This is a genomic window from Variovorax palleresanus (assembly GCF_051144945.1).
GTDB lineage: Bacteria > Pseudomonadota > Gammaproteobacteria > Burkholderiales > Burkholderiaceae_C > Variovorax > Variovorax paradoxus_S.
Map to the genome: position 1 here is coordinate 1754030 of NZ_JBJNVP010000002.1, position 13080 is coordinate 1767109.

A 13080-nucleotide genomic window follows, 5' to 3' on the forward strand; every position below is an offset into this window, starting at 1 on the left:
TTGCCTCCGGAGTACCTCCTTCATGCTCAAGAAAATTGCCCTCGTCATCCTCGCCCTGATCGCCGTGCTGCTCATCTACGGCGCGACACGGCCCGACACCTTCCGCGTGGAACGCACGATGCGCATCCAGGCGCCGGCTGCGAAGATCTTTCCGCTGATCGACGATTTCCACCGCTGGGGCGCCTGGTCGCCCTACGAGAAGCTGGACCCCGGCATGAAGCGCGCCTTCGGCGGCGCGCCCGCGGGCAAGGGCGCGACCTACGCCTGGGAAGGCAACGACAAGGCCGGTGCGGGCCGCATGGAAATCACCGATTCGACGCCCTCCTCGAAGATCGCGATCAAGCTCGACTTCATCAAGCCCTTCGAAGGCCACAACGTGGCCGAGTTCACGCTGCAGCCGCAGGGCGACGCCACGCAGGTCACCTGGGCCATGCACGGCCCGAGCCCCTACGTCGCGAAGCTCATGGGCATCTTCTTCAACATGGACCAGATGATCGGCAAGGACTTCGAAGCAGGTCTCGCCAATCTCAAGACGGCCACCGAAAAGTAACCCCCGAAAGGAAACATCATGTCTCCCATCAACGCTTACCTCACGTTCGACGGCAACGCTGCAGAGGCCATGCGCTTCTATGAAAAAACGCTCGGTGGCACCATGCAGATGATGATGACCATGGGCGAAGCCCCTGGCGCCGAGCAGTTTCCGCCTGGCGCCGAAAAGCGCATCATGCATGCGGCACTGGCTTACGGCGACGGCATGCTGATGGCCTCGGACACCATGCCCGGCCAACCCTACGAAGGCATGAAGGGCTTCGGCGTGGCGCTGACGATCGAGACCGTAGCGGAAGCGAAGCGCGTGTTCGACGCTTTCGCCGACGGCGGCAAGGTCACGATGCCCTTCGACAAGACCTTCTGGGTCGAAGGCTTCGGCATGGTGACCGACCGCTTCGGCACGCCCTGGCTCATCAACGGGGGCAAGCCGCTGGTCTGACCCCGCCCGTCTGATTCGCAACCTGCAGGAATCGCTCTTCATGACCGACACACTCGACAACAACCGGAAGCGCTGGCTCGCATTGATGGTGCTGTGCCTCGGCGTGCTGATGATCGTGCTCGACACCACGATCGTGAACGTCGCGCTGCCCTCGATCCGAACCGACCTGGGCTTCACCGAGACCTCGCTGGTCTGGGTGGTGAATGCCTACATGCTGACCTTCGGCGGCTTCCTGCTGCTGGGCGGGCGGCTGGGCGACCTGTACGGCCACCGCAAGATCTTCTTGATCGGCCTCGTGCTGTTCACGCTCGCCTCGCTGGCCTGCGGCGTTGCCAACTCGCAGGCCCTGCTGGTCGCGGCACGCGCTGTGCAGGGGCTGGGCGGCGCAGTGGTCTCGGCGGTGGCGCTCTCGCTGATCATGAACATCTTCACCGAGCCGGCCGACCGTGCCAAGGCGATGGGCGTCTACGGCTTCGTCTGCGCGGGCGGTGGCAGCATCGGCGTGCTGCTGGGCGGGCTGCTCACGAGCACGCTGAGCTGGCACTGGATCTTTCTGGTCAACCTGCCAATCGGCGTGGCGGTGTATGCGCTGTGCATCGCGCTGCTGCCGTCGGCGCGCGGCCATGCCCATGGCGAGAAGCTCGACGTGGCCGGCGCGGTGGCCGTCACGCTGTCGCTGATGCTCGCGGTGTATGCCATCGTCAACGGCAACGAAGCCGGCTGGCAGTCCACGCAGACGCTCGGGCTGCTGGGCGCTGCGGCGGTGCTGATGGTGCTCTTCATCGTGATCGAGGCCAGGGTGGCGCATCCGCTGATGCCACTGGGCTTGTTCCGGCTGCGCAGCGTTTCCGTCTCCAACGTGGTGGGCGTGCTCTGGGCCGCGGCCATGTTCGCGTGGTTCTTCATTTCCGCGCTCTACATGCAACTGGTGCTGGGCTACACGCCGATGCAGATCGGCCTGGCGTTCCTGCCGGCCAACCTGATCATGGCGGTGTTCTCGCTGGGCGTGTCGGCCAGGCTGGTGATGCGCTTCGGCATCCGCAAGCCGTTGTCCATCGGGCTCTGGCTCGCGGCCATCGGGCTCGCGCTGTTCGCGCGGGCCCCGGTGAACGGCAGCTTCGCGATCGACGTGCTGCCCGGCATGCTGCTGCTCGGCCTGGGCGCCGGCATGGCGCTGAACCCGCTGCTGCTCGCGGCCATGAGCGAGGTGAGCCCCACCGAATCGGGCCTGGCCTCCGGCGTTGTCAACACGGCCTTCATGATGGGCGGCGCGCTGGGCCTGGCGGTGCTGGCCAGCGCCGCCGCCGCACGCACCGCCTCGATGGAGGCGGCCGGTGCGCAGCTGGCGCTCGCGCTCGCCGGTGGCTACAACCTCGCGTTTCTCATCGGTGCCGTGTTCGCGGCCGTGGCGGGATTGCTCGGGGCCGTGCTGCTTCGCACTGCAGGCAACAAAGGGGCCGCGTCATCCGCTGGCACGGAAAACCGTGCGGCGGCATCCTGAAGGTTTGCCTGGCCGGCAGCCGCTTTTCTTGTTTTTCTTTCCGTTTCTTTCAAGGAGACTTCCAATGGCTCGTTATGTCGATGGCTTCCTCGTTCCCATTCCCGCGAACAACGTCGAGGCCTACCGCAAGCTGGCACGCAAGGCCGGCAAGATCTGGATGGAATACGGCGCGCTCGAATACGTGGAGTGCATTGGCGACGATGTGAAGCCCGGCAAGCTCACCTCGTTTCCGCAAGCCGTGAAGCAGAAGGCCGACGAAACGGTAGCGTTCTCGTGGATCGTCTACAAGTCGCGCAAGCACCGCGACGCGGTCAACGCCAAGGTCATGGCCGATCCGCGCATTGCCGCGATGGATCCGAAGACCATGCCCTTCGATGCGAAGCGGATGATCTTCGGCGGCTTCAAATCCATTGTCGAGTTCTGAGCTCGCCGGCCTCAGGCCAGGAAGCCGTCATAGACGAGCTTGAGGCCCGTGAGCAGCATGCCCAGGTACACGAAGCGATAGAACCACGTCGCATTGATGCGCCGGGCAATGCGAATGCCCACCCATACGCCCAGCGGCGCCAGCGGCATCAGCACCAGCGAGGTGGCCATGGTGCGAAAGTCGATCAGGCCAAGCCAGGCGTAGGGAATCCATTTGCTCAGGTTCACCACGAAGAAGAAATACGCCATCGTGGCGGTGAACACCACCGGCTTGAGCCGCAGCGGAATCACGTAGGCGTTGACCGGCGGACCGCCGGCGTGGGCGATGAAGCTCGTGAAGCCCGACACCGCCGTGAGCGCCGCGCCCACTGCGCGCGAAGGCAGCGGGTCGTCGGGCTTGGGCGGAAACACCAGCCGCTGGGCCAGAAACAGCAAGGTGAACACGCCGACGATGCCCGCCACGGTGTGGGCCGAGAGCGTGCGGAACAGCAGCGTGCCGATCACGGTGCCGAGCAGCCCGAACGGAATCAGGAACTTGAGCAGCGCGCGGTCGAAGTCGTTCCGGAAAGCCGCCAGGCCGAGCAGGTCCATCAACAGCAGCAGCGGCATCAGGATGGCCGCCGCCTGCGGCACCGTGACCGCCAGCGCCATCAGCGGCACCGCGAGCGAACCGAAGCCGGCGCCGAAACCGCTCTTGCTGATGCCGAGCAGCAGCACAGCGGGAATGGCGACCGCATAGAAATGCGGATCGGTGATGAGGGGAAAGACCATGGAGAAAGAGGCGGCGCAGGCAGAAAAAAGCCCACCGTGTCCGTGGCGGGCCGCCCGAGCGTAGCAGGATGGCGCGGGCTCTGCTGGCGGTCCCGCCCGACAGGCCGCGTTCTCCAAAACTGTGCGTAAACGCACATACCGGCCGCCGGGGTCTCCGCACACTGGAACCGCAACCGTCGCACTCCCGCGGCGACCCCTCCACTTTCCAAGGATCCGCCATGAACAACCAGGCCGTAGCCGCCCACTCCGCGCGTGCGCCGATCGCACCGGCACAGGCTTCCTCCCTCTCCCCAGCTACGCTGGACGACTCCGGCAAGCTGCTGCTGCGCGTGGTCATTGGCGTGCTCGTGCTGCTGCACGGCATCTTCAAGATCTCGGCCGGCGTCGGCTTCGTGAGCGCCATGCTGGTCAAGGCCGGCCTGCCGGGCGGGCTCGCCTACCTGGTGTACGTGGGCGAAATCGTCGCGCCGCTGCTCATGATCGCCGGCTTCTGGACCCGCGCCGCCGCCGGCGTGGTCGTCATCAACATGCTCGCGGCCTTTGGCCTGGTGCACATGGCCGACCTGTTCGCAATGACCAAGCAAGGCGGCTGGGCGCTCGAACTGCAGGGCCTGTACCTGTTCGGCGCGCTCACCGTGGTGCTGCTGGGCGCGGGCCGCTTCAGCCTCGGCGGTCTTCGCGGCCGCTGGAACTGATCCGGCTCAGCCGGCGTCGCCTCTGACCTGCGAGACCATGCGCTCGAGGCGGGCGGCGTCGGCCACCAGCAGGGCCTTGCCGTCCTTCTGCAACACACCGCTGCGCACCAGCACGTTCAGTTCGCGGGTCACCTGCTCGCGGTTGGTGCTGATCTGGCTGGCAAGGGCCGCGTGCTTCGGCGCCGGCTCCAGCCGCGCCTGATTGCCCTCCACGCCGGTCGCGCGCGCAAGGCGCAGCAGTTCGGCATGCAGCCGGTTCTGTACGCCGAGCGTGCTCAGGTCGATCACGCGTTCGGAAAGCTGCCGCACCAGTGAAGCCAGCCGCCGCATCACGCGCTCGGCCACCACGGGCTCCTCGCGCAGCAGGGCCATGAAGGCGGTCCTGTCCAGGCTGGCGAGCACGCTGGGTTCCAGCGTGACCACGTCGGCCGAACGCGGCCCGCCGTCGATGGCGGCAATGTCGCCAAAGTGTTCGCCGGCCTCCGAATCCCTGAAAGTGACCTGCCGCCCGTTGGCCGAATAGGTGGTCACCCGCACCCGGCCCGACACCAGCAGGAACACGTCGCCCTGCTGCTCGGCGCGCAGCAGCAGCGGCGTGCCGGCCTCCACGCTGTGCCACAGGCACTGCTGCGCCAGCAGGTCCAGGCGCTGGTCGGAGAGGCCTTCGAGCAGCGCGATGCGGCGCAGCGCGAGGCTGGAGCGAAGGGTAGTGGGAGATGGGGCCATGCGGGTCGGTAAGGGCGCGCGCATTATGCTCGGGTGCCGCTTCGAACCCGTTCATGGACAGACGCTCCCCCCACGCCCCTTTTTCGCTGAGACCGCCGACACGGCGCAATCTCCGCTGGGTGAGCGGGCTGGTGCTGATGGGCTATGTCACGGCGCACCTGCTGAACCATTCGCTGGGGATCTTCTCCTTTGCGGCGGCTGAAACCGTGCTGCGCGGCGTGCAGCAGTTCTGGCACAGCCTGCCGGGGACGCTGCTGCTGTACGGCGCGGCTCTCACGCACCTCGCGCTGGCCGTCGTCGCCCTGTGGGAACGGCGGACCCTGCGCATGCCGCCGCTCGAGGGCCTGCGCGTGCTGCTGGGTTTTGCGCTGCCGCTGCTGCTGGCCACGCACCTGACGGCCATGCGCGGCGCCTATCTCGCCTACGGTATCGAGGGCTCCTACGTTCGTGTCGTCTGGGGGCTGTGGAACCTGCCGGGCGCCAGCGCGCAGTTCGCCTTGATGCTCGCGGCCTGGAGCCACGGCTGCCTGGGGGTGCACTTCGCGTTGCGGGCGCGGCCCGGCTACCGCCGCTTCTCCTATCTGCTGCTTGCTTTTGCGGTGATGTTGCCGCTCACGGCGGCGATGGGCTTCGTCTCGATGGGGCGCGAGTTCCAGTGGACCGGCGTGCCCCCCGCCGTGTTGCCGACGCCCGAACAAGGCAAGGCACTCAAGGCGGCCGAGGGCTGCATCAAGTGGTTCTACGGCCTGGCGCTGCTCGCCTTGCTGGTGGCCCGCTGGGGACGCAACGGGTTCGCGCGCTGGTCTCGCCAGCCGTCCATCGCCCTGCGCTACCCCGGCCGGACGGTGCATGTGCCACGCGGCTGGAGCGTGCTGGAAGCGAGCCGCTCGCATGGCATTGCGCACCTGTCGGTCTGTGGCGGGCGGGCGCGATGTTCGACCTGCCGGGTGCGCGTGCTCGGCCCGTCGGAACACACGGACGCGCCGGGCCGCGACGAGCAGCGAACGCTCGAACGCGTGCGCGCGCCGGGCGACGTGCGGCTCGCCTGCCAGCTGCGCCCGCGAGGCGACATCGAGGTCACGCCGCTGTTTGCGCCGCCACCCCACGGGGGGCGCCCGGCGCCGGTCAGCAGCTTCGGCCGCGAACGCGACGTGGCCATTCTGTTCGTGGACCTGCGGCGCTGGTCGGGATTGTCGGAGCGGCAATGGCCGTTCGACCTGGCCTATGTGCTCGACCGCTACTTCGCCACCGTGGGTGCGGCCGTGCGCGAAAGCGGCGGCGTGCCGAACCAGTTCATCGGCGATAGCGTGATGGCGATCTTCGGGCTCGAAACCGACCTGCCCACCGCATGCCGCCAGGCGCTGCGCGCCACCGAACTCATCAGCCAGCGCATGGATGCGTGGAGCGAAAGCTTCGAAGCCCAGTTCGGGCAACGGCTGGACTTCGGCATGGGCCTGCATGCCGGTCGCGCCGCGGTGGGCGAAGTGGGTTATCTCGACACCACCACCTTCACCGCCATCGGCGAAGTGGTCAACACCGCGAGCCGGCTCCAGGACCACGCCAAGACGGCCGCATCGCGACTGGTGGTCTCACTGTTCGCAGCGCAGCAGGCCGGCCTTGCGCACACGATGGAACAGGTCGACATGCTGACCGTGCGTGGCCGCTCGGAACCCCTGGCGGTGATCTGTTCGCAGCCTGGATCGCCCCCGCGCCCTCTTTCGTGAGCAAGACGGGGGCTGCGTTCAGCCGGCGGGCCGGGCCGTGATGGTGGCCGCGCCTGGCGCTTTCGAGATGTCGTAGCGCACGGGCAGAAAGCGCTCGATCACCGCGCAGTTGGTGCGCGTGTGCTCGGTCACTTCGCTGCACGTGAAGGTGCCGGCGCGGCCGCTTTGCCATGCGGCCAGGCCCAGCAGCAGCGCCAACTGATCGGCCAGGTGCGGCCCCACGGCCGCCTGGCCCTTCTGGAACTCGCGCAGCTCTTTCACCAGCGCATGCGCCACCTGCTCGGCGCTCAGCGTCTTTTCGCCGAAGGCCGTGAAGACCTCGGTGACGTGTTCGTAGGCCAGCGTGGCGAGCAGCGCATTGCCCGGCCCCTCGTTCTGCCGCGCCGCTCCTGTGCGCAGCTGATCGCCCGACCATCCCATGGCCTGGCCCAGCGTTTCGAGTTCGCGCGTTGCCACGTGCCGCGCAAGCCCCGGCGCCAGGCACTCCGCGTGGCCCGACAGCAGCGCGCCGCGCGCAACGAGATCGAAGGGCCGCAGCCCGTCCGCCGCGGGCACGATGGTCGCTTCCACTTCGCCGCCGCCGGCGGGGTAGAAACCGCAGCGGCGCAGCGTCAGTTGCAGGTCCGCGCCCAGGCGGCGCACCAGCGGCGCGAAGGCGCGCTCCAGAAAATGGAAAGGCGGCGCCATCGGGTTGTGCGTACCGCCGCGCAGGTGCAACTGGCTCGGTGCGCCGGCCAGCAGCAGCGGCGGCAGCACCGTTTGCAGAACCAGCATGCAGCTGCCCGCGCTGGCAATCGTGAAGCGGTACTCGCCCGCGCGCACCGGCCGGGGCACGAAGCGCAGCGATTGCGACCCGAGCTCAGCGCCTTCGAACTGCGCATTGCTGATTTCGGCAGCGGCGTTGACGCACGCGAGGTGCTGACGCATCAAGCCCGGCTTGGCGCGGCCCGCGCGAATGTTGTCGATGGCGATGGGCTGGCCCGTTGCCACCGACAGGGCCAGGCTGGTGCGCAGGATCTGGCCGCCGCCTTCGCCTTGGGAGCCGTCGAGTTCGATCATGGGCGGCCTCCTTCGTTTGCGGCAGACACTGCAGCGTCGAAGCGCAGCACCGTCTCGCAAAGGAACGCATCGAGCCCCGCTTGCTCGGCCTGCGGCAGCGGCGTCACCGGCTCGGCCGCATTGGCCGCCAGCTCGGTCTCGATGAACGCATGGATGCCGGGCCAGCGCGGGCTGGTCGCGGCTTCGCCGGCGCGCATCTTCACCTCGAGCAGCGCGTTGATCTCGTCGATCAGCGCGGCATCGCGAACCGCGTCGAGCGTCTTCTGCGCCAGGTCGGCGAAGCGCATCGGCGGCACGCCGGGCTGCGTGCGGATCCAGCGCGCGGCCAGCAGCGGGCGCAGCACGTAGAGGTATTTCTTGTAGCGCACCTCGTCGGCTTGAAGATGCTCGCGGAAGTTCTTCTTCGCCATCGAGCTGTAGTGATGCCAGCCGCGCGCGTTGGAAAACACCGCTTCCGACAGCGCGCGGAAGCGCGGCATCGCGACCGCATCCTCGCGGTACACGATGGGCGAGCGCAGCCATTCGAGCAGCGTGGGGTTCGACTCGCGCATCAGGCCCAGCGCCTTGCGCAGGTCCCAGCCGTTGACGTCGAGATCGCCGCTGATCGGCACCTCGATCACGTCGCGGCGCTCCGTCACCGTGAGATACCACGGCAGGCGGTTGACGTAGATGAAGCGCACGTCGTAGTCGCTGTCGGGCGAGGCGAAACCCCAGCCGCGGCTGCCGGATTCGCAGGCGAAGAGCACGGTCACGTCGTGGCGGGCTTCGATGTCGCGCAGGTTCTCCATGACCTGCACGCGCATGGCGGGGTCGATGGGATGGGCGGAGCGGAGGAATTCTTGAGTCGTCATGAAAATAGTCTTGGCGCCTGATTGTTCATTTCTTCAGGCGCGGGTCACAGTCACTTTGCCAGTGCTGTCGAGTTCGAACACATCCAGGTCGTTGGCCAGGAATGCGTTGCCGCGGTAGTGGGCCTGGGTCTCCGCCATCAGTGCCGCCATGCCCTCTGCTTTCTGGTGGCGTGGGCTCAGGTGCGTGAGCACCAGGTTGGGCACCTGGGCCGATTGCGCAAACTCGGCCAGCAGGCGCGCCGAACTGTGCATGGGCCCGGGCCCGACCTTGTCGAGCACTTCTTGCGTGTAGGTGGCCTCGTGCACCAGCAGCTGCGCGCCCTGGCAGGCGGCGTGCAGCAACGCGGGCTCGGCGTTGTCGCCCCCCAGCACGGCGCTGGCCGTGTCGATCTGCGTCTCCACAAAATCGGCGCTGCGCAGCACCCCTGCGTTGAAAGGCACGTCCTCGCCGTTCTGCAGCGCGCGCCATGCGGGTCCCGCCGGCAGGCCGGCCGCACGCAGGGCGTCGGCCTTCAGCCGCGCGCGCAGGGTTTCCACCTGCACACGGTAGGCATGGCTCGGCACGCGGTGCCGCAGCACGTGGCGCTCGATGCTGACGCCCGGTGCTTCGTACACGAGCGCCTGGGATTCGATATCCACATGCTCGACCTCGTAAGGCAGATGCAGGTCGGTCAAGCGGCGCGTGGCCTCGAACCACTCCCACACCGGCAGCGGCGCGATCAGCTTCAGAGGCTTGCTGCGCTTGCCCATGCCGGCGCTTGCAAGCAGGCCCGGCAGGCCATAGCAATGGTCGCCGTGCACATGCGTGATGCAGACGGCCGCCATGTCGTGCAGCGAGAGCGACGTTTGCTGCAGCCGGTGCTGCGTGCCTTCGCCGCAATCGATGAGAAACCAGTCGGCGCCGAGCACGGTTTGCACCGCAAGGCCGGACACGTTGCGCTGGCGCGTTGGCGTGCCCGAGGACGTTCCCAGGAAAGTGAGCTTCAGCATTCTCGATTCGCCTCCGCATGGCGTGCCAGGGCTTTTGCCGCGGCGTTGGCCGCTTCATATTCCCAGCTTCCGTAACTGCTTCCACGATCTGCCGCGAACGCCTGCAGCCGTTCGATCTGCTCGGGGCCGCCCCACCGGCCCATGACTTCGATGGCAACCACGCGCAGGCTGCGCCACTTGCTCTGCAAGGCGGCCTCCACCTGCGCCAGCGAGCCGGCGGTCGGCTTCTCCGTTGCCAATGCGCGCAGCCGGGCCACCTCGTCGCCCAGCAGGTTGGCACCTTCGTTTCGAAGCGCCGCATCGCGCAGCGCGCGGCGGGCCTGCCGGCACGCACGGCACCGAACGGCCTGGCTGTACACCGAGCCTTGCGCAACCTCGTGCCACCACTTCTGCTGCTTGGCCGTCCACACCTCTTGTGAGCCGCAATCGCGGCAGGTGTAGGCCTGATCGAGATAGAAGTCCGGCACTTCGCCGAAGGTGGTGTTGTAGTGCGCGAGGCGTGACTTGTCGGCCATGGCCATGCCCGGCACGAGTCCGCCTGCCGACAGCTGCCGGGCGTCCTGCGTTCGCAGCTTCGCCTTGAGGTCGACGGCGCGTTCGAGGCGACGGGCCTTGATTTCGGTGCGCCGCTGTTTGTTGCTTTTCATGATGGCAGTGTCGTGTTGTTCAGATCACGCGAAAGGCGCGCAGGTGGTACTCGACCTCTTTCGGGAAGCCGTACGGCAAAAGGCCGGACGGCCTGTTTGCAGGCAGCAATTCGAACCTGCGGCTCCACAGTGCAGCCAGGCTGGCGGCCCGGTCTTGTCGCGGCTGGACATAGCTGTTGGCCATGGCCTTCCCCCATGCATCGAGCTCGATATTGATCGCATTGCGAAGCTTGCCCGAAGGCGGTTCGCCATCCAGCAGCTTCATGACGAAGAGCAGGCGATCCCATGGCGACCCGCTGCCGAGCATGGCAATGACATCCATCGCAAGCTCCCGGCGTTCGAGTCCCATGCGCATCAGCGCATCCGGGCTCGGCAAAGGCGCGCCGCGCCGGATGTGATCGATTGCGAGGCGCCGCATCTTTGGCGAAGGCTCGGCCGCCAGTGCCATCAGTTGCTCATCGAGCTCATCGCCTTGCGCCGCGGCGAGCATCAGCCACCGCGCCAGGCGCCGCAACGGCACTGCGGGCGACTGCGCCATCGAACGGGCAAGAACAATCGCCTGCGGATCCTCGAGCAGGTGCAGCACATGAAGCGCGGACACGGTCCACCGCGCTTCGCACCCGGGCCTGTCCAGGATCTCCTTGGCGCGCGCGGATATCTCGTCACGCTCCGCGGCCAATGCGCCCACCGCCAGCGAACGCACCGCAGCGCTCGTGTCGAAGCACATGCCGCGAAGAAGTGGCCTCGCGTCATGCGCCTGCAGGCTCAGCAGCTCACGCAACGCCATCATGCGCACACGGGGCAGCCGCGAACGGCTGGCCGATTCGAATACCGCACGGCGGCTTGCGAGCGCCTGCAGCCGGTCGGCCGCATTCAGGCAAAGCAACGCGGTCAGCAGATCGTTCGAACGCACAGCCCGGCACAGCAGGTCCTGCAGCGCCGGCTGGTCGTGCGTTCTTTGAAGGCGCAGCGTGAAGAGCCAGCGCCGCATTTCATCGTCCAGCGCCGGCGCGTGCTGCTCCAGCAGGTCGATGTTGCGCGCCAGGAAATCCTCGATGGCACTCCTCAGGTCGCGCAGATCGGTTCTTCGCACGCGATAGACAAAAGCCAGCTCTGGCAAGGCATGCGCCCATTGCGCGATGAACTCATCGCGCATGAGCCCGGCAAGACCTTGCATCGCCGCACGGCGCACCTCCAGAACCCAGTCGCCGACACCCACCAGCAACACCGGGATGGCTTGCGGATCGGCCCGGCGGACCAGTTCGACAACGGCCGCTTCCCGCTGATAGCCGTCGCAGGAGCGGGCGAGCCCCATCAAGGCACCCGCATCGAGCGCGCGCATCTCCAGTGCCGGCAGCGCTTCGGTTCTTGTTTTCCACCATTTCATCGCTCTTCCCTTTCTTCAGCGCCTACGAATTGCGCTGCCTCCATTTGCCAGGGCGATGAGCTTCGCCCCGGGTTCTATCCCTTCACGCACACCACCTGCTTGAGCGTGTAGACCACCTCCACCAGGTCTTTCTGCGCCTCCATCACCGCGTCGATGTCCTTGTAGGCCATCGGAATCTCGTCGATCACGTCGGCGTCCTTGCGGCATTCCACGCCTTCGGTGGCGGCGATCTGGTCGGCAATGGTGAAGAGCTTCTTCGCCTTGGTGCGGCTCATGACTCGGCCCGCGCCGTGGCTGCAGCTCATGAAGCTCTCGGGGTTGCCCTTTCCACGCACGATGTAGCTCTTGGCACCCATGCTGCCGGGAATGATCCCGAGCTCGCCGGCCTTGGCGCTCACCGCGCCCTTGCGCGTGACGAGCACGTCTTCGCCGAAATGCGTTTCGCGGCTCACGTAGTTGTGATGGCAGTTCACCGCTTCCACATGCGCCTCGAAGGGTTTGGTGATGACCTTGCGCGCGGCCGCGACCACGCGCTGCATCATCACTTCGCGGTTGGCACGCGCGAACTTCTGGGCCCAGCCCACTGCGCGCACGTAGTCGCCGAAGTACTTGGCGCCCTCCTCGAAGTACGCCAGGTCCTGATCGGGCAGGTTGCGCTGGTGCAGTTCGGCATCCTTCTTCGCGAGTTCGATGAAGTGCGTGCCGATGGCATTCCCCACGCCACGCGAACCCGAGTGCAGCATGAACCACACGGCGCCCGCTTCGTCCAGGCACACCTCGATGAAGTGGTTGCCGGTACCCAGCGTTCCCAGGTGCTTGTGGTTGTTCGTGTTCTTGATGCGCGGGTAGTCCTCGCAGATCGCGTCGAATTCGTCCACGAGCTTGGCCCAGGCGGCATCGGTCTCATCGGGCGGCGTTTCCCACGAGCCCTTGTCGCGGCCCATGCGCTTGGGATTGCTTCCGTGCGGCACGGCCTTTTCGATGGCCGAGCGCAGCGGGCCCAGGTTATCGGGCAGGTCGCGCGCATTGAGCGTGGTCTTGCACGCCATCATTCCGCAGCCGATGTCCACGCCCACCGCGGCCGGGATGATGGCCTTGAAGGTCGGGATCACCGAGCCCACGGTCGCGCCGATGCCGTAGTGCACATCGGGCATGGCCGCGATGTGCTTGAACACGATGGGCAGGCGGGCGGCGTTCTCGAGCTGCTTTTGCGCTTCGTCTTCCACGGGCACGCCGTTCGTCCACATCTTGACGGGGACGCCGTTGGCGACTTCGTGCAGTTTGTAGTTCTGTTCCATTTTTCTTTCCCTTTCCGTTC

14 protein-coding genes are annotated in these 13080 nt (G+C 66.9%); 6 read left to right on the forward strand and 8 right to left on the reverse strand.

What is annotated here, in order from left to right; genetic code table 11:
* The first annotated feature begins 22 nt into the window (after nucleotides 1–22).
* From ACJ7Z0_RS12085 to ACJ7Z0_RS12100, 4 genes are all read left to right on the forward strand, one after another.
* Nucleotides 23–550, forward strand: coding sequence for an SRPBCC family protein (locus ACJ7Z0_RS12085; protein ID WP_434790038.1), 528 nt, complete (start codon nucleotides 23–25; stop codon nucleotides 548–550).
* Between the two features lie 18 nt (nucleotides 551–568).
* Nucleotides 569–988, forward strand: coding sequence for a VOC family protein (locus ACJ7Z0_RS12090; RefSeq protein WP_434790039.1), 420 nt, complete (start codon nucleotides 569–571; stop codon nucleotides 986–988).
* 40 nt (nucleotides 989–1028) lie between these two features.
* Nucleotides 1029–2489, forward strand: a complete 1461-nt coding sequence (locus ACJ7Z0_RS12095) for a DHA2 family efflux MFS transporter permease subunit (RefSeq protein ID WP_434790040.1) — start codon at nucleotides 1029–1031, stop codon at nucleotides 2487–2489.
* Nucleotides 2490–2553: 64 nt separating this feature from the next.
* The gene (locus tag ACJ7Z0_RS12100; protein WP_434790041.1) at nucleotides 2554–2913 is read left to right on the forward strand and encodes a DUF1428 domain-containing protein; all 360 of its coding nucleotides are present in this window, start codon (nucleotides 2554–2556) and stop codon (nucleotides 2911–2913) included.
* A gap of 11 nt (nucleotides 2914–2924) precedes the next feature.
* On the opposite strand, the gene ACJ7Z0_RS12105 is transcribed toward ACJ7Z0_RS12100, so the two are convergent.
* Complete coding sequence (locus ACJ7Z0_RS12105; protein WP_434790042.1) at nucleotides 2925–3683, reverse strand: sulfite exporter TauE/SafE family protein; 759 nt, start codon at nucleotides 3681–3683, stop codon at nucleotides 2925–2927.
* Nucleotides 3684–3901: 218 nt separating this feature from the next.
* Between ACJ7Z0_RS12105 and ACJ7Z0_RS12110 the strand changes: the two genes are divergently transcribed.
* Nucleotides 3902–4378 (forward strand): DoxX family protein, encoded by a 477-nt coding sequence (locus ACJ7Z0_RS12110; protein WP_431127815.1) that lies wholly within the window; start codon nucleotides 3902–3904, stop codon nucleotides 4376–4378.
* 6 nt (nucleotides 4379–4384) lie between these two features.
* Here the strand turns inward: ACJ7Z0_RS12110 and ACJ7Z0_RS12115 are convergent, their stop codons facing one another.
* On the reverse strand, nucleotides 4385–5128 hold the full coding sequence (locus ACJ7Z0_RS12115; RefSeq protein ID WP_434790043.1) for a Crp/Fnr family transcriptional regulator: 744 nt from the start codon (nucleotides 5126–5128) through the stop codon (nucleotides 4385–4387).
* A 29-nt stretch (nucleotides 5129–5157) separates the two neighbouring features.
* On the opposite strand from ACJ7Z0_RS12115, the gene ACJ7Z0_RS12120 reads away from it, so the two are divergent.
* The gene (locus tag ACJ7Z0_RS12120) at nucleotides 5158–6828 is read left to right on the forward strand and encodes an adenylate/guanylate cyclase domain-containing protein (protein ID WP_434790044.1); all 1671 of its coding nucleotides are present in this window, start codon (nucleotides 5158–5160) and stop codon (nucleotides 6826–6828) included.
* 18 nt (nucleotides 6829–6846) lie between these two features.
* Here ACJ7Z0_RS12120 and rtcA read toward each other — a convergent pair whose 3' ends face one another.
* The 6 genes from rtcA to ACJ7Z0_RS12150 form a co-directional block, all read right to left on the reverse strand.
* On the reverse strand, nucleotides 6847–7887 hold the full coding sequence (gene rtcA / locus ACJ7Z0_RS12125; protein ID WP_434790045.1) for an RNA 3'-terminal phosphate cyclase: 1041 nt from the start codon (nucleotides 7885–7887) through the stop codon (nucleotides 6847–6849).
* Nucleotides 7884–8738, reverse strand: coding sequence for a nucleotidyltransferase domain-containing protein (locus ACJ7Z0_RS12130; protein ID WP_434790046.1), 855 nt, complete (start codon nucleotides 8736–8738; stop codon nucleotides 7884–7886). Before ACJ7Z0_RS12130 ends, rtcA begins: the two co-directional genes overlap by 4 nt.
* 33 nt (nucleotides 8739–8771) lie before the next feature.
* The gene (locus ACJ7Z0_RS12135) at nucleotides 8772–9728 is read right to left on the reverse strand and encodes a ribonuclease Z (protein ID WP_434790047.1); all 957 of its coding nucleotides are present in this window, start codon (nucleotides 9726–9728) and stop codon (nucleotides 8772–8774) included.
* Nucleotides 9722–10375, reverse strand: coding sequence for a zinc-ribbon domain containing protein (locus ACJ7Z0_RS12140; RefSeq protein WP_434790048.1), 654 nt, complete (start codon nucleotides 10373–10375; stop codon nucleotides 9722–9724). Before ACJ7Z0_RS12140 ends, ACJ7Z0_RS12135 begins: the two co-directional genes overlap by 7 nt.
* 19 nt (nucleotides 10376–10394) lie before the next feature.
* On the reverse strand, nucleotides 10395–11762 hold the full coding sequence (locus ACJ7Z0_RS12145) for a hypothetical protein (protein WP_434790049.1): 1368 nt from the start codon (nucleotides 11760–11762) through the stop codon (nucleotides 10395–10397).
* Nucleotides 11763–11836: 74 nt separating this feature from the next.
* Entirely contained in the window at nucleotides 11837–13060 is a 1224-nt protein-coding gene (locus ACJ7Z0_RS12150; RefSeq protein WP_307640665.1) for an RtcB family protein, read from the reverse strand.
* Nucleotides 13061–13080 lie beyond the last annotated feature (20 nt).